This window comes from Chitinophaga sedimenti (genome assembly GCF_023156195.1).
Lineage (GTDB): Bacteria > Bacteroidota > Bacteroidia > Chitinophagales > Chitinophagaceae > Chitinophaga > Chitinophaga sedimenti.
The window spans coordinates 2,997,979-3,013,442 of the sequence record NZ_JAKUKA010000001.1; the positions used below are offsets into that span (position 1 = coordinate 2,997,979).

The window sequence follows — 15,464 nt, forward strand, 5'->3', positions numbered from 1 at the left end:
AATGTGAGTAAAACCCAACATAAGGGTAGGTCGAAAATACGATCAATATTCGTTTTACATCGTTGCACTCCTACGCCCATACCAACCCATTGGCATTTTTCCGTTTCTTGCCTTATATTGTTCCGGTCATTTACAGGCGTTATGAAGTATCGTTTCCTTTTGTTCCCGGTATTGCTATTGCTGGTGGCCGCGTTATCCTCGGCGGGTAAACCCTTTTCGTGGAAAGGTGTACGCGTGCTCGTATACACGAAAAACGGCAAAGGGTACGTACACCAGAACATCCCGGCCGGCTCCGCCGCGCTGCGCGAAATGGGTAAACAGTATGGGTTTACCGTGGAGGTAACCGATAATCCGGCCGACTTCAACGAAACAAACCTGCGCCGGTACCACGCCATCATCTTTCATAATACCAATAATGATGTATTTAACACCGACAGTCAAAAGGTAGCACTGATGCGGTATGTACAGGCTGGCGGCGGCGTGGTCGGGATTCATTCTGCTACCGGCACCGAAAGAAACTGGCCCTGGTTTAAGCGGATGATGGGCGGCACTTTTGTAAGGCATCCGGCGTACCAGCAATATAAACAGATCGTGATTGACAGCACGCATCCGTCGACCTCCTTTCTGCCTAAAATCTGGGAACAAAAAACCGAGTGTTATTATGTAAAAGAACTGAACCCCGACCTGCATGTGCTCATGGTCAACGACCTGACAAGCGTGCAGGACAAAGACCGGGAAATCTTTGCGGGCGGTACGTTTTACGGCAACAGTTTTCCCGCGGTATGGTGCCATACCTTTGACGGCGGGCGGCAGTGGTACACGTCGTTCGGGCACGATAGCAGCACGTACAGCGATCCCTTGTTCCGAAGGCACCTGTTGGGCGGGCTGCAATGGGCCATCGGCGATAAAAAGCCGTTGAACTATGCGAAAGCCCGGGCAGTAACACCCAATGATCCATTACCTTATTAACGAGTAAAAAAATCCGTTATTCATGAAACAATACAGGTACCTCCTACCACTGATGGCCGCCGGCGCAGGCCGGACAGAGCTGCCAGCAGGCAACCAAAAAAGAAGTAAAAGCCGATTCCAACATGGTAAAACTGATCACCCTGGACCCGGGGCACTTCCATGCCGCCCTGGTACAGAAAAGCATGTCGCCGGGCATCGACTCCACCGTTTACGTGTTTGCCCCGGCGGGACAGGGGCTCAACGCCCACCTGAACCTGATCAAAGGTTACAATGAAAGAGCCGAAGCGCCTACTCACTGGTATGAAGTAGTAGACACAAGCACCGATTATTTTGATAAGATGCTCGCTGAGAAGCCCGGCAACGTGGTGGTGCTGGCCGGCAACAACAAACAGAAAACAGATTACATTTCCCGCTCTATCGATGCCGGACTGAACGTACTGGCCGACAAGCCCATGGTCATTACGCCAGCCGCTTTCCCGCAGCTGGAGCAGGCATTTAAGAACGCGGAACAAAAGAAAGTGTTGCTGTACGACATCATGACCGAACGTTCGGAGATCACGAACATGCTGCAGAAGGAACTTGTACACCAACCTGCGCTCTTCGGTGAATTGCAGAAAGGCACCAAAGACGCGCCGGCCGTAACGATCGAAAGCGTTCACTTTTATTATAAAAATGTATCCGGCAAAACCCTGGTACGTCCCACCTGGTTCTTCGATGCCGCCCAGCAGGGCGACGCGATCGCTGACGTAGGCGTTCACCTGATAGACATTGCGCAATGGGCATTGTTCCCGGAAACCGCGATCGATCATACCAAAGATGTAAACGTGGTAGCCGCCCGCAACTGGCCTACCCCGCTCACCAAATCGCAGTTCACTTCCATTACGCAGCAACCGGAATTCCCGGGGTTCCTGCAACAGCTGGTAGTTAAGGATACGATTCTCAACACGCGTGGTAATGGCGAAGTGACCTACTCCCTCAAAGGTGTGTTCGTAAAAGTGATTGCCCGTTGGGAATATAAAGCTGTGGAAGGCGGCGATACCCATTACGCACTCATGAAAGGCAGCCTGGCCAGCCTGGAAATCCGTCAGGGCAAGGAAGAAGGTTACAAACCTACCCTTTACATCCGCCCGGTAAAGAACGACGCGGCTTACGAGGCCAGCGTAAATACCGTGATCAGCGAAGTAGCCGCGAAATACCCGGGTGTTGCCGTGGAGAAAGCGGGCAAAGATTACAAAGTGGTCATTCCCGAAAAGTATAAAGACGGGCACGAAGCACACTTTTCACAGGTGTTGCAGCGTTACCTCGACTACCTGAAAACCGGCAGCCTCCCTGCCTGGGAAGTTCCCTGCATGCTATCTAAGTACTATACCGCTACCACCGCGTTAAAACTGGCGGCGGAGCAACCGTAAATTCATCCCGGCAGGTGTACATTACAAATACGCCTGCCGGCATTTCAGAAGATCACATTTTTGTTTACCCGAAAATCCGCTATCTTGCCTTCGCAATCCTTATCCTATAAAATCCAAATAGTTATGCTTAGGAAGATCCGTTACACGCTTGCCCTGCTCCTCCTCGAATTGTCGATTTACTTTTTCGCTATCGTGGCATTCATGTTACTGTTTACCAAAATTTCCTTGTTCATCATTCTCCCCGATTGTTTCGATAATCTGATGGTACAGGCAACACATCGTGTACTTACTTATCCCGTTTATATTCTTGCCTTTACCGGCCTCGCACTGCTGCTGCGGCCTAAGAATAAAGTACGCGCCATCAGCCTGATGAATGCAGGTTTGTATATCCTGATCACGCTTACTACTATGTACTTACAACACGAGCCACTTTACAGTGTATTTACCATGACGGCAGTTCAGATACAGGTAATCCTGGCGCTGGTTTCACCGTACCTCTTAAACCGTGCGGTAAATTTCCGCAGCATGGTAGCATTGGACATCTTTCGTGAAAAAATCCGTTTTGAAGCGCCCGTAGAATAGCGTTATTTAACAAGACTTTCACAAGCCGCCGTTTTCTTTTCCCTGCCAAGTCTTTATTTTGCCGCCAGCCGGTGCTTACAACCGCTGAACGCAACATGCCTTTCTACATCACCCGCCGGGTAAAAACCATCTGTGTAGCCCTTACAGGAATGTTATGCCCGCTATTGACCCGCGCGCAGGACAGTACCCGGCAGTTAAAAGCCGTTGAGATCACGTCCAAAAAACCACTGATAGAACGTAAGCCCGACCGCACCATATTTAATGTAGAAAACAGCATTGCAACAGCCGGCGCGGATGCATTCGAAACCCTAAAAAAACACCGGGGGTAAAAGCGACCGAGAAAGAGGTTAGTCTGGCCGGCAAATCCACCGTAATGGTAATGATCAATAACCGGCTGCAGCAACTTAGCGGCGATGAACTGGTGGCTATGCTTCGCGCTATTCCTGCCTCTTCCATTCAGAAGATAGAAGTGATCACCGCGCCGCCTGCCCGGTACGATGCGGCGGGAAATGCAGGCATCATTAACATCGTTACAAAAAAGCCCGTTGGCGAAGGTTTAAACGGCAACATCGCCGGCAGCTGGTTACAACGGCAAGCAGCCAGCCAGATAGTTACCGGCAACTTCAACTACCGCCGCAAGGCCCTGAACATATACGGCAATATGAACATGGCATGGATCAATGTGCACAACGATATTAATCTCACTACCTTTTACCCGGAACAATACTGGATACAACGATCCCCTTCGGATATAAAAAGCAGTTTTTATCGTGCGCAGATCGGGCTCGATTACCAGGTGGGGCCACGCAGCGTACTGGGTTTCCAGTATATGCGCGGAGCGGGTTATCCAAACGAACGGGCCAACATTGTATCTACCGGATACCAATACACCGGGATAGCAGATTCCAGTATTGTTACACGAGCGCATTCCGTGCCCAGCGGCGAGCGCCATGTTATAAACGCCAACTACGAATGGAGGATCGATTCGGTCGGCCGTAAACTCAATATTGACTTTGATTACTTTACCCGCACGGGCGAGGAAGACCGGCGGTTTACCGTGCAGAACGAAATGCCCGATCATACGCCTGTCGGCGCCCTGCTGACGAATCATACCGCCGGCAAAATGGTGTTTAATATCGCTTCGCTGAAGGCAGATATGGAATGGCCTACACGATTGGCGGAACTCAGTTTCGGCGGAAAAATATCTTTTATCGACAACAGCAGCAACACGATATTCCGTACGCTGTACGGTGACCACTACGTGGTAAATCCTAACCGCAGTAACGACTTTAAGTACCGCGAAAACACGCAGGCCGTTTACCTGAGCGCCACACGCCATCTGCAAAAATGGGAAATGCAGGCGGGCCTGCGCGCGGAGTATACCCAAACCGGGGGCAGGTCGCCCACCCTGCAGCAAACCAATACCAACCGCTACTTCCAGCTGTTTCCAACAGCATACGTGCAGTACCGGCTGTCAGACGATCACATCGTAAACGTGAACTACAACCGCCGCATCGACCGGCCCACGTTCTGGTACCTGAATCCCTTTCGCAGTTACAGCACCAACGACTCGTATGAAGAAGGCAATCCCTTCCTGCAGCCGAGTTTCGCGAACAACCTGGAAATATCCTATACACTCAAAGAACATTACAACTTTTCTATCTACCGGAATAAAGTAACAGATATGGTGACCCGCGTTTCCAACGTAGACTCCACCCTGAATGCGCTGTACTTCACAATGACCAACGCGGGCTCGGACCTGCGTTATGGCTTTACCGCCTCGGCCAATGGGAATCCGGCGAACTGGTGGAACGCCTCTTTCCTATTTAACGGGTACTACGTGGAATATGTACTTGGCTACTATCAACCCGGCCAAACGATCCGCTACAGCGGGCTGGCATGGTCCGTCACAGCTACTAACAGCTTCTTTTTAGATAAGACAAAAAGTCTTTCCGCCGAAGTAAACTACCGTTACCAGTCTAACCGCCCGGACGATTTTGACCTGATGACCACCACCAGCAACTTCGATATTGGCATCCGCAAAGCACTACTGCAAAAGCGGCTGACCGTTGCGCTTTCCGCCAACGACCTATTCCGGAAAGACATTTTCAGATTAAAGAACAGGTACAACGGCACCCGCAACAACAGTTATTACGATGAACGTTTTGTGAAGCTATACGTAGGTTACAAATTCGGGAACAACCAGGTGAAAGCGAAACGCGCCCGTAATGCCGGGGCCGACGAAGCGCAGCGCGCCCAATAAAAAAGGGCCTTACCGGTTTCCCGGCAGGCCCTCGCCTTCTGCGTGTCCGCGCCAATTAATAACTGTAGACGGTCTTTATCATAAACAAATGTTCGTTGCTGGTAAATCCTTTGTAGCTAACGATCAGCTGCGTGGGATAACCATCCGCATCGTATGTGTAATCAAATTGATAAGGTACTGACATGGGAATATTGCCTCCATAGTTCTTTTGCTCGCCAATGCGGTTATTGATCGACCGGCGGCCGAGGAACATATCCGGGTAATTGAGCTGGGCAAATGGATTGATGTAAAGATCATACTGGTATTTGCTCGTTTCGGAACCACCACGGCTGCTGTAAGCAGCATCTTCCACCAGGTTGCCATTCCGGTAGGTCTGCGTGTAATTCATGGTGTTACCGTTTACGTACTCGTAAAAGAATTTCACTTTACCGGCAAGCTGCTCCACGGTGGCGTTAGTGCCATTACCACTTGGCGAGCTCTCCCTGATGCCTTCTATGTTTCCGTTTGCACCGTACGTTAGGGCGTACCAGGTCTCCAGGTCACCTTCCTGTCCATAGTGATTGATGCGGTTCAGGCGGCCGTTGCGGTAAGCGAACATATCTTCACGCGTAAGCACCAGTCCCGGTTTTAAAGTGGATTTACCATAATAGAAAACATTACTGAGCATACCAGGCGAAATATAATCATATTCAATGCGGCCTTGCGGTTGCCAATCGCCCGTACCACGGATGTACTGCTCTTCTTTTGTTATAAACTTGGGCGCTTTACTCGCCGTGATCGTCAGCTGCGCCTGTGCAGCCAGATCAGCGGCATTGATCAGCGTATCCGCCGTAACGCCCCAGTGACTAATCTGCAGCCGATAGCGAACACCCTGCGGCAGGTTAACCGTATTCACCCCCGCCTCCAGCGTTAATCCGGATTCGTGTGGTGCCTGAAGGCTGTCCCACGCGGTGATGGTCAATGTAGCGGGAATGCTGTCGTACAGCAGGTTGCCTACCTTTACGGCGGCCTTAATTTTTATCTGGTAAGATGCGGGAGCACCATTGACAGGTGTTTCTGCCGGCTTATCGGCAGCTTTACCGGGGGCAGGTACCTCTGAATTTTCTTTTGAGCAGCCAATAAATGTAAGCGCGCACAATGCAGCGCCAAGCATGCGTTCCTGTATTCTGTTCATGTCGGTATTAGTTAGCGGGGCTCGTAGGAGTAACAAAACCTGATGCAAAGGTACCGGGCGGCGCATTACCAACTATTGGTATAATCACTGAAAAAAAAATATGCGGGAAGTACTGATACGATAAACGGAGCGGCGCTGTATACGGCGCCGCCCTGAAAACTATTTGATAATATCCTGCAGGTACACCCGCCTCCCTTCGCCCCAGATGATGGATGTGGTATACGTATACACCTTATCACCATTACCATACTCGAGGAACATTTCCAGCGGGATCACCACGGGCGGGTACGATCCCTGTACACGCATGGTATCGATCTGGTTTTTATAATGATCGGGAATAAAGCTGTAGCCTGGAAACAACGTGTGCGGGTCCATCGGCACCCACACGTGCGCAGTCACTTTCGCATGGTTGGTATTCACCACCCGCGCATGATGCCGCAGGTTATTGGCCACGTACTCTTCGCAGGCTACTCCTGAAATTACCTTCTTGGCGCCGGTTTTAAGCAATTGGCTCAGGTACCCGATTTCCCCGGGATACACGGGCTCCATCGTACTCAGGTCCAGCTGTGTTTTGTCACCGCTCGCCACCTTATCCACCCCGGATAAACTTAACTGCACTTCTTTCTGAAAATCACCGAAGAAAGAAATTCTGGGTGCGGGTACTGCGGCTTTTTAACTGGATGCAGAAGTGCGGATTTTTACTGCTGTAATACACTACGATCTGTTCACCACCGTCGATCACCAGTTGCGTGCCTTGGAAGGCCGCCGACTCTGGTATACCGCCACGTCATAATCGTAACTGGAATCTATTTCCACCCGTTCGTCGCCCCCAATGATGAGGGCCGGATTCACTGCGATGGGAGCGGATTTGCGAGGTTTAAACGGATCTGCTTCCGCATCTTCGTCGTCCCGGGCCTGTTCGGTCTTCTCTTTATTCCTGCCGGTTATCTTCTTGAGCAGTTGTGCATGCAGCACAGGCGTACAAAAGAAAAATGCGGCGGCCAGCAGCATTGGTCTTATCATAGGGATAGTTTATGCTGCTAAAATATGAATAAAAATCTAAATAGGAACTAGCTCACCATGAGGCTGCAACCACGCAGGGCAGAGTTATCGAGCCGGCCCAATACTTCAAAGGCGCCATCTGCATGCAGGCGGCCAATGTCGTCAGTGGCTATAAATGCGCAGGAGTAAATATTGGCGAGGTCCACCACGTTAATTACGCCGGCAGCTTTGCGGTCGTACAACTGGAAAGGATCGTTCTCATCGCGGACGAGCACCTTCATCCATGCCGGGCGCCGGAACAGCCCTTTACCCAGCGAGTAGGCCTGGCTCAGTAATTCGGTCATCCCGTATTCCGCGTGCACGGCTTGTACACCCAGCCGCTCCTTCAGGTAAGCATGCACCTCTTCGCGGGTCCATTCTTCCCGGCGACCTTTCATACCGCCGGTTTCCATCACAATGGTATTTTTAAGTGGAGTTGATGGGCCGCCGCGAAGTCGAGCAGCCCGAACGTAACACCGATCAACAATACTTTTTGTCCCCGCGCTTCCAGCGACTCCAGCGTCTGGCGCAGTTTATCGTGCTCGTACAGGTAAAAACCGCTTTCGGGATGGGCGCTGCGGGCGATCATGTCCTGCACCATATATACCAGCGAGGAAGATTTTCTTTCGAGATAAGATGGCAGAAGCCCCAGCACGACGAAGTCGCCGACCGGACCATAAAACTCTTCGAAGCAGGTGATATAACTGCGCAGGTAGATGTCTGCCCGCTTCACTTCATGCCGGCTGTTAATGGTTTGCGTGGTACCGCTACTTTCGAACACCACTTCGGGGCTAAACTCACCACAGGCCACGCGGTGACTTTTAAAGAACTGGATAGGCAAAAAGGGGATGCGATGCAGTTCCGTCACCTTGTGCGGCTGCACCTTCAGCGCGTCTACATAGGCGCGGTAGATGTTATTTTCGCGGTACTGGTAATGAAACAGTTCGATAGCGGCGTCATTGAGCCCCTGTTCCTGCAAGTTGAATATCCGGTCTGTAAAAGCCTGGTCCATGTAGTTCTAATCTGGGCACAAAGTTAGGATTTACAAGTACATACCGCGCCGGACACAATTATTTTGCTTCCGGGCAACGCGGGCGTAACAAACCACGTTATTACACGTTTAATAGGAGAACGGGGCCTGGCTGCCTCGTATTGGCATATTGGTTAATTTAACGTAGGTTTGTTATATGAAGAAATTGTTCCTTTTAAGCGCGGTTTTACTCACCGGCATCCTGGCCTGTAAAAAGGATGACGTGGGCGGCGATAAGCCCAAAATCCAGTTCAAAAGTTATTCGATGGAAGAAGTACCAGCTAACTTTCAGGGCCTTTTCGTGGTAACCTGGACGTGGAAGACGGTGATGGCAATATTGAGGACTCTCTCTTTATACAGGCCAACTGGGTAGCACCTTTCGCCTACCGTCCGTACGACCGTAAAAAAATGCCCGGCATCGGCGCCTACAAAGGCACCAACCTGAAAGCCCAGGTGCAGATCCAGCTGGACAATAACTTTATCGGCCCTTCCGACCCGGTAAGTCCGCCCGAATTCGATTCCATGTTTTTCAAGATATACATCCGGGACAACGCGCAGAACATCAGCGTACCATCATAACGCCTAATTTCCGCGTCAGGAACTAATCCTGCCCGAACAAATAAAGATAAAAGGGTTCCCGTCACCGGGAATCCTTTTATTTTTTTAGCTTTACTCCTCATTTTCAGGTCCATGAGCAAAATTGAACAACTGCATACAAAAACCGAAGCCGCCATGTTGGGCGGTGGACAGGCACGCATCGATTCCCAGCATAAAAAAGGAAAACTGACTGCCCGCGAACGGCTGAAGCTGTTGCTGGACGAAGATTCTTTTGAAGAGATGGGCGCATTGGTCAGCAATAACAACAAGGGCCTCACCCTTGACCAGGAAGCATTCCTGGGCGACGGTGTGGTAACCGGTTACGGCACCATCAACGGAAGGCTGGTATATGTGTATTCGCAGGACTTTACCGTGTATGGCGGCAGCCTCAGCGAGCCGCACGCGGAAAAGATCATCAAAATCATGGACCTCGCCATGCAGAACGGCGCCCCCATCATCGGCCTGAACGATAGCGGCGGCGCACGTATCGAGGAAGGGGTGGTAAGCCTCGGCGGTTATGCGGACATCTTTTACCGCAACACCCGCGCTTCGGGCGTTATCCCCCAGTTATCCGCGATCATGGGCCCCTGTGCGGGCGGCGCGGTGTACTCACCCGCCATTACCGACTTTATCTTAATGGTGGAGCAAACTTCTTACATGTTCGTCACCGGCCCAAACGTCGTAAAGACCGTTACACATGAAGAAGTAACCTCCGAAGAACTCGGCGGCGCGCAAACCCATGCCTCTAAAAGCGGCGTTACCCACTTTGCCTGCGCCAACGAACTGGAGTGCATAGAAAACCTGAAACAGCTGCTGAGTTATATGCCGCAGAACTGCCAGGACGATGCCCCCATTTACCCTTACGAACCCGCCGCGGAAGAACGCCCGGCCCTCAATACCATCATTCCTCAAAACCCCAACCAGCCTTACGACATGAAAGAAGTGATCGCGGAGCTGGTGGATACGGAGAGTTTCCTCGAAGTGCACAAGGACTTCGCGGAAAACATCATCGTGGGCTTTGCACGCATCGCAGGCCGCAGCATTGGCATCGTGGCCAATCAGCCGGCGCACCTGGCGGGCGTACTCGATATTCATGCTTCTGTAAAAGGCGCACGCTTTACCCGCTTCTGCGACGCCTTCAACATACCATTACTCGTACTGGTAGACGTTCCGGGCTTTTTACCGGGCACCGACCAGGAATGGAATGCCATCATCACCAATGGCGCCAAACTATTATACGCACTGAGCGAGGCCACCGTGCCGCGCATTACCGTCACCACCCGCAAAGCCTATGGCGGCGCATATTGTGTAATGAACTCGAAACACATCGGGGCAGATCTTAACCTGGCATCCCCCAGGCAGAGATTGCCGTAATGGGCGCAAAAGGTGCGGTGGAGATCATTTTCAAAAAGACATAGACAACGCCGCCAACCCGGAAACGCGGATGAACGAGCTGGTGGACGAATACACCAATCGATTCTCCAATCCCTACCTGGCTGCGGAAAAAGGCTATATCGATGAGGTGATCGTACCCGAGCAGGCGCGTAAAAAACTGATCCGTGGATTTAAAATGCTGGAAAATAAAGTAGTGGACATGCCGCGTAAAAAGCACGGCAACATTCCACTCTAGCCGTTTATGCTTTTCGTGTTACGCATAGTTCGCAGTTTGTTCAATTTCCTGCTTTTCAGCTCTCTTTACATTGCCTTTTGCGCGGTGGCCATGACTGGCAGAGCAACGAAATGCTGCGGCTCGATTATGACCGGAACAACTATTACGGCTTCGCATTTTTCGCCACCATCTGCAGTTATAACTTCCACTGGTATTTAACGCCGGGCGGCGTGGGCGTTACCTCGCACCGGCTGCTGTGGGGACAAAGGCAACGCATGTTGCAATTGTTGTTGTGTGCACTGGGCATGCTGGGCGCGTTGTGGTACTTTTTACCGCTGCAACGCCACTGGTTTCCCGTGAGCGGCGCCATCCTGCTTACCTTCCTCTACTCCGCGCCCAAACTGGCTTACCCGCCTTTTATCTGGCTAAGAAAAATAGCCATTGGCAAGACACTGTTCCTCACTTTCGTGTGGACCTACGTCACCACCGTACTGCCGGCCTTCGTAGCCGATCGTACACCGGGGCTGCCGCTGGTATTACTCACGCTCCATCGCTTTTTCCTCATCTACGCCATCTGCATTTTGTTCGACTACCGCGACCGGGAACAAGACAAACGCGAAGGCATCCGCAGTTTAATTACCTATTTTGATGAGAGAGGCGTGGGCCGGTTGTACTACGTGTCGGTGCTGCTGGCGGTCGTTTTCGCACTCCCCTGCTGTGGTATGTAAGCGCCTGGAAGGTGGGCACGCTGCTCGTTCCCGTACTCATAACGGCCTTCCTTAAGCGGTACGCCGAAACGCATACCTCCGATTATGTGTATTATTTTTATTTAGATGGATTGATGATGTTGTCTGCCCTGCTTCACTATATCGGATATATCGCAGGCTGGTAAAGCATTTTCCTTTATTTTTGTTAGATATCATTGATAAGACCATGGCTAAAAAGCAAAAATCCATACTGACGAAGGAATCATTGTCATTCCTGAAGAACTACCTGAACAACCCATCTCCCACCGGGTTTGAAAAAGAAGGACAGAAATTATGGCTGAAATACACGGAGCCTTACATCGACGAAACGTACGTGGATGCATATGGTTCGGCCGTAGGTATTATCAACCCGGATGCGCCTTTTAAAGTAGTGATAGAAGCCCACGCGGATGAGATCTCCTGGTTCGTGAACTACATTTCGCCCGAGGGTTTGATCTATGTGATCCGTAACGGAGGCTCCGATCAGCAGATCGCACCATCTAAACGCGTGAACATTCATACAGAAAAAGGTATTGTAAAAGCGGTATTCGGCTGGCCTGCCATTCACACCCGCTTACGTGGCGGCGAAGGCAAAGAGCCCACGCCTAAAGTGGACAACATCTTCTGGATTGCGGCGCCCGTAACCGTAAAGAAGTGGAGGACCTCGGCATCCATGTAGGTTGTGTGATCACTTTCGAAGATGGTTTTGAAGAACTGAACTACGATTATTATATCTGCCGCGCCATCGACAACCGCATCGGCGGTTTTATGATTGCGGAAGTAGCCCGTTTGCTGAAAGAAAACAAGCAGAAGCTGCCCTTTGGCCTGTATATCGTAAACGCGGTGCAGGAAGAAGTAGGGCTGCGCGGTGCGGAAATGATCGCCAAACGCATTAAACCTAATGTGGCCATCGTTACCGACGTAACGCACGACAGCACCACGCCGATGATCAACAAAAACGTGGAAGGCGAAATCAAATGTGGCGCGGGACCAAGCATTACTTATGGTCCGGCAGTACACAACATCCTCCGCGACCTGATCATCAAAACCGCTGAGAAAAACAACATTCCGTTCCAGCGCCACGCCGTTAGCCGCAGCACCGGCACCGATACCGATGCATTTGCATATTCTAACGACGGTACACCTTCTGCGCTTATCAGCCTGCCATTGCGCTACATGCACACCACGGTGGAAATGGTAAAGAAAGATGATATCGAAAATACGATCATGCTTATTTACCAGAGCTTATTAAACATCACGCCGAAAACCAATTTCCGGTATATATAATAATGCGAAGGGCGGTGAGTTTCACCGCCCTTTCTGTGTTTAAACGTCTAATACTGGACTTTTCCATTTTAAACTGTATGTTTGTTGCCGACCAAAACGCAACCATATGCAATCAGTGCAGATCCGGCATGACTGGAGCCTTGATGAAATCAGGGACATTTACAACACGCCACTCTTAGAACTGATTTACCGCGCGGCTACCGTGCACCGTGAATACCAGGATACCGCCGAGGTGCAGGTTTGCACCCTCCTCTCCATTAAAACAGGCGGCTGTTCCGAAGACTGCGCTTACTGTCCGCAGGCGGCCAGGTACAACACCGGGGTAAACGTACAGGCCCTCATGAAAAAGAAGAAGTGATGGAGTATGCCCGCAAAGCAAAAATGCCGGCTCTACCCGCTTCTGCATGGGCGCCGCCTGGCGCGAAGTACGTGATAACCGCGACTTTGACCGGGTATTAGACATGGTGAAAGGGGTAAATGAAATAGGCATGGAAGTATGCTGCACACTTGGCATGCTTACCGAAGACCAGGCACAGAAACTGGCGGATGCCGGCCTGTACTCCTACAACCACAACCTGGATACCTCAGAAGAACATTACAGTGAGATCATTACCACCCGCACATACGACGACCGCCTGAAAACACTGGACAATGTCCGCAAAGCCGGTGTAACCGTATGTTGTGGCGGCATTATCGGCCTGGGTGAATCGCACGATGACCGTATCGGCATGCTGCAAACACTGTCATCCCTGCCTAAACATCCAGACTCCGTACCTATCAATGCACTTGTACGCGTGGCCGGTACGCCGCTGTCGCACTTACCGAAAGTGGAATTCTGGGACATGGTAAGAATGATTGCTACCGCACGCATCCTGATGCCTGCCACCATGGTTCGCCTGAGCGCCGGCAGAACAGAAATGAGCGTATCGGAGCAGGCGTTATGCTTTATGGCGGGCGCTAATTCAATATTCGCGGGCGATAAATTATTGACCACGCCCAACCCTTCTTTTGATGAAGACAACCTGATGTTCCAATTGCTGGGACTGAAGCCGAGAGAAGCGTTTAAGGAGGAGAAAGCCGCGATGTCGGTGGAGTTTTAATAGAAAAGCCGCCGTTGATGTGAACACACAACGGCGGCTTCCTATATAACCTGAAGTTGGTTCCTAAGCCTGTTTCCCTAAAAATATTCCACCGCCAAACCATACCCCTGCATCCCCAGCCCCGCTATCACACCCACACACTTCGCGGCGATCATGGACACATGACGGAAATCTTCGCGCGCATGCACGTTGCTGATATGCACTTCGACCACAGGGGTGGTTCGCGGCAATGGCATCGCGAAGGGCGATAGACGTATGCGTGTACGCGCCGGCGTTCAGTACAATGCCGTCGAGGTCAAAACCGGTGCGGTGAATGAAGTTGATCAGCTCTCCTTCCACGTTGCTCTGGAAATAGGTGAACTCCACCTGCGGGTACTTTACAGCCAGCTGCCGGAAACATTCTTCCGCAGTGGTGCTGCCGTAAATACCGGGTTCACGTTTACCTAAAAGGTTCAAGTTAGGGCCGTTGACGATGGCGATTTTCATGCGTGATATTTGAATGCCTAAAATAGAAAAAATTATTCTCCCCAGCGGAAAGTATCGTGTTCGATTCCCGCGAGGTCCAGTACCCGGTCTACCACCGTAGCCGCTACCTCCTCAATACTTGTGGGTTTGCTGTAAAAAGAAGGCGTGGCCGGGCAAATGATACCGCCTGCCTCAGTTACCGTAGCCATGTTGCGGATGTGCACCAGGTTATACGGCGTATCGCGCACCACGCAGATAAGGCGCCGTCTTTCCTTGAGCACCACATCGGCCGCGCGGGTAATTAAATCGTTGGAGATGCCCCCGCGATGCGACCTAAAGTTCCCATGCTGCAGGGACAGATGATCATGGTATCATAACGGCCCGAACCCGAGGCAAAGGGCGCGTGAAAGTCGTGCTGTGCATACATACGAAACGGCAGCTGCTCGTAACCGTTGTCGTCCAGCTCCGTGTGCCATACCGTTTTGGCATTCTCAGTCATCACAACGGCTACCTCCTCCCCCGACTTTGCCAGCTTCTGTAACAACTGGCGGGCATATATGGAGCCGCTGGCCCCCGTAACCGCTACTACTATACGATGTTTCATTACCACAAAGCTATGTAATAATGCGCAGAAGGCCGTTACGTATCGCTACGCAACAGCCTTCCGTATCTAAATCTGTTGTTATGCCTATGCCCGGGCCGCGATCTGTTCCATCGAGATGCCCATATGACTTTCATCGTACACACACTTTCCATCCTTCACCACCAATACCTGGGGCGATTCGTGCCGGACGTTAAACAGGCCCGCTATCCGGTCGCTCAGCGAGCGGAAACGGATTAAATCGAGATAGTAGAAATCCATGCCTTGCGGCGGTGTGGCCCTTTCGAGGCGCGATTTTGCCATGGAACTAATAGAACAGCGGGTGCTGTGCTTAAAGATCACCACGGGACGAAGGAACGAATCTGACTGGATTTTACTCAACTGTTCCTCCTGCGACAAATCCATCCAATTCATACTCATTAGCAGTTCTTATTTTTTTCGGTTACAGGCGCCTTCGAAATTTTCATGGGGCAGCCCAGCTTTTGTGAAGCGCAGGAGCTGAACATCGCTGTCATAACAGCCATCAGACAAATAACACCTGCCAGTTTCATACTTGGTTTCATTTGGTTTACTTTAATTAATGAACGATTT

General features: G+C 51.2%; 18 protein-coding genes and 2 pseudogenes. 11 read left to right on the plus strand and 9 right to left on the minus strand.

Annotated features, from left to right (window positions below):
- Nucleotides 1-141 precede the first annotated feature (141 nt).
- From MKQ70_RS17020 to MKQ70_RS17040, 5 genes are all read left to right on the plus strand, one after another.
- Nucleotides 142-969, plus strand: coding sequence for a ThuA domain-containing protein (locus tag MKQ70_RS17020; RefSeq protein WP_248072742.1), 828 nt, complete (start codon nucleotides 142-144; stop codon nucleotides 967-969).
- Nucleotides 970-1,091: 122 nt separating this feature from the next.
- The gene (locus MKQ70_RS17025) at nucleotides 1,092-2,378 is read left to right on the plus strand and encodes a putative oxidoreductase C-terminal domain-containing protein (protein WP_248072745.1); all 1,287 of its coding nucleotides are present in this window, start codon (nucleotides 1,092-1,094) and stop codon (nucleotides 2,376-2,378) included.
- Between the two features lie 123 nt (nucleotides 2,379-2,501).
- Nucleotides 2,502-2,960, plus strand: a complete 459-nt coding sequence (locus MKQ70_RS17030; protein WP_248072748.1) for a hypothetical protein — start codon at nucleotides 2,502-2,504, stop codon at nucleotides 2,958-2,960.
- A gap of 95 nt (nucleotides 2,961-3,055) precedes the next feature.
- Nucleotides 3,056-3,289: a hypothetical protein gene (locus MKQ70_RS17035; RefSeq protein ID WP_248072750.1), complete on the plus strand. Its 234-nt coding sequence runs from the start codon at nucleotides 3,056-3,058 to the stop codon at nucleotides 3,287-3,289.
- Between the two features lie 44 nt (nucleotides 3,290-3,333).
- Nucleotides 3,334-5,223 (plus strand): outer membrane beta-barrel family protein, encoded by a 1,890-nt coding sequence (locus tag MKQ70_RS17040; RefSeq protein ID WP_248072752.1) that lies wholly within the window; start codon nucleotides 3,334-3,336, stop codon nucleotides 5,221-5,223.
- Between the two features lie 55 nt (nucleotides 5,224-5,278).
- On the opposite strand, the gene MKQ70_RS17045 is transcribed toward MKQ70_RS17040, so the two are convergent.
- The 5 genes from MKQ70_RS17045 to MKQ70_RS17065 all read right to left on the minus strand — a co-directional run bounded on the left by MKQ70_RS17045 (nucleotide 5,279) and on the right by MKQ70_RS17065 (nucleotide 8,450).
- Nucleotides 5,279-6,397: a hypothetical protein gene (locus MKQ70_RS17045; protein ID WP_248072754.1), complete on the minus strand. Its 1,119-nt coding sequence runs from the start codon at nucleotides 6,395-6,397 to the stop codon at nucleotides 5,279-5,281.
- 159 nt (nucleotides 6,398-6,556) lie between these two features.
- Complete coding sequence (locus MKQ70_RS17050) at nucleotides 6,557-7,015, minus strand: hypothetical protein (RefSeq protein WP_248072756.1); 459 nt, start codon at nucleotides 7,013-7,015, stop codon at nucleotides 6,557-6,559.
- 120 nt (nucleotides 7,016-7,135) lie between these two features.
- Nucleotides 7,136-7,420, minus strand: a complete 285-nt coding sequence (locus MKQ70_RS17055) for a hypothetical protein (RefSeq protein WP_248072758.1) — start codon at nucleotides 7,418-7,420, stop codon at nucleotides 7,136-7,138.
- Between the two features lie 47 nt (nucleotides 7,421-7,467).
- Nucleotides 7,468-7,854, minus strand: coding sequence for an acyl-CoA synthetase family protein (locus MKQ70_RS17060; RefSeq protein WP_248072760.1), 387 nt, complete (start codon nucleotides 7,852-7,854; stop codon nucleotides 7,468-7,470).
- Nucleotides 7,851-8,450, minus strand: a complete 600-nt coding sequence (locus MKQ70_RS17065) for a hypothetical protein (protein ID WP_248072763.1) — start codon at nucleotides 8,448-8,450, stop codon at nucleotides 7,851-7,853. Before MKQ70_RS17065 ends, MKQ70_RS17060 begins: the two co-directional genes overlap by 4 nt.
- 333 nt (nucleotides 8,451-8,783) lie before the next feature.
- On the opposite strand from MKQ70_RS17065, the gene MKQ70_RS17070 reads away from it, so the two are divergent.
- From MKQ70_RS17070 to bioB, 6 genes and pseudogenes are all read left to right on the plus strand, one after another.
- A complete protein-coding gene (locus MKQ70_RS17070) occupies nucleotides 8,784-9,047 on the plus strand; it encodes a hypothetical protein (protein WP_248072766.1) in 264 nt (87 codons plus the stop codon).
- Nucleotides 9,048-9,200: 153 nt separating this feature from the next.
- A pseudogene (locus tag MKQ70_RS17075) lies at nucleotides 9,201-10,695 on the plus strand (acyl-CoA carboxylase subunit beta).
- 77 nt (nucleotides 10,696-10,772) lie between these two features.
- Nucleotides 10,773-11,402 (plus strand): UbiA family prenyltransferase, encoded by a 630-nt coding sequence (locus MKQ70_RS17080; RefSeq protein ID WP_248072769.1) that lies wholly within the window; start codon nucleotides 10,773-10,775, stop codon nucleotides 11,400-11,402.
- Between the two features lie 205 nt (nucleotides 11,403-11,607).
- Nucleotides 11,608-12,707 (plus strand): annotated as a pseudogene (locus MKQ70_RS17085) (M42 family metallopeptidase).
- Between the two features lie 106 nt (nucleotides 12,708-12,813).
- On the plus strand, nucleotides 12,814-13,065 hold the full coding sequence (locus MKQ70_RS17090; protein WP_248072772.1) for a biotin synthase: 252 nt from the start codon (nucleotides 12,814-12,816) through the stop codon (nucleotides 13,063-13,065).
- 46 nt (nucleotides 13,066-13,111) lie between these two features.
- Nucleotides 13,112-13,807, plus strand: coding sequence for a biotin synthase BioB (bioB, locus tag MKQ70_RS17095; RefSeq protein ID WP_248072775.1), 696 nt, complete (start codon nucleotides 13,112-13,114; stop codon nucleotides 13,805-13,807).
- 63 nt (nucleotides 13,808-13,870) lie between these two features.
- Here the strand turns inward: bioB and MKQ70_RS43260 are convergent, their stop codons facing one another.
- From MKQ70_RS43260 to ytxJ, 4 genes are all read right to left on the minus strand, one after another.
- Nucleotides 13,871-14,293, minus strand: coding sequence for a type II 3-dehydroquinate dehydratase (locus tag MKQ70_RS43260; RefSeq protein ID WP_443657250.1), 423 nt, complete (start codon nucleotides 14,291-14,293; stop codon nucleotides 13,871-13,873).
- Nucleotides 14,294-14,325: 32 nt separating this feature from the next.
- Nucleotides 14,326-14,556 (minus strand): flavoprotein, encoded by a 231-nt coding sequence (locus MKQ70_RS43805; protein WP_248072778.1) that lies wholly within the window; start codon nucleotides 14,554-14,556, stop codon nucleotides 14,326-14,328.
- Nucleotides 14,557-14,573: 17 nt separating this feature from the next.
- Entirely contained in the window at nucleotides 14,574-14,876 is a 303-nt protein-coding gene (locus MKQ70_RS43810; protein WP_248072780.1) for a flavoprotein, read from the minus strand.
- An 84-nt stretch (nucleotides 14,877-14,960) separates the two neighbouring features.
- Nucleotides 14,961-15,293 (minus strand): bacillithiol system redox-active protein YtxJ, encoded by a 333-nt coding sequence (ytxJ, locus tag MKQ70_RS17115; RefSeq protein ID WP_248072782.1) that lies wholly within the window; start codon nucleotides 15,291-15,293, stop codon nucleotides 14,961-14,963.
- Nucleotides 15,294-15,464: the final 171 nt, after the last annotated feature.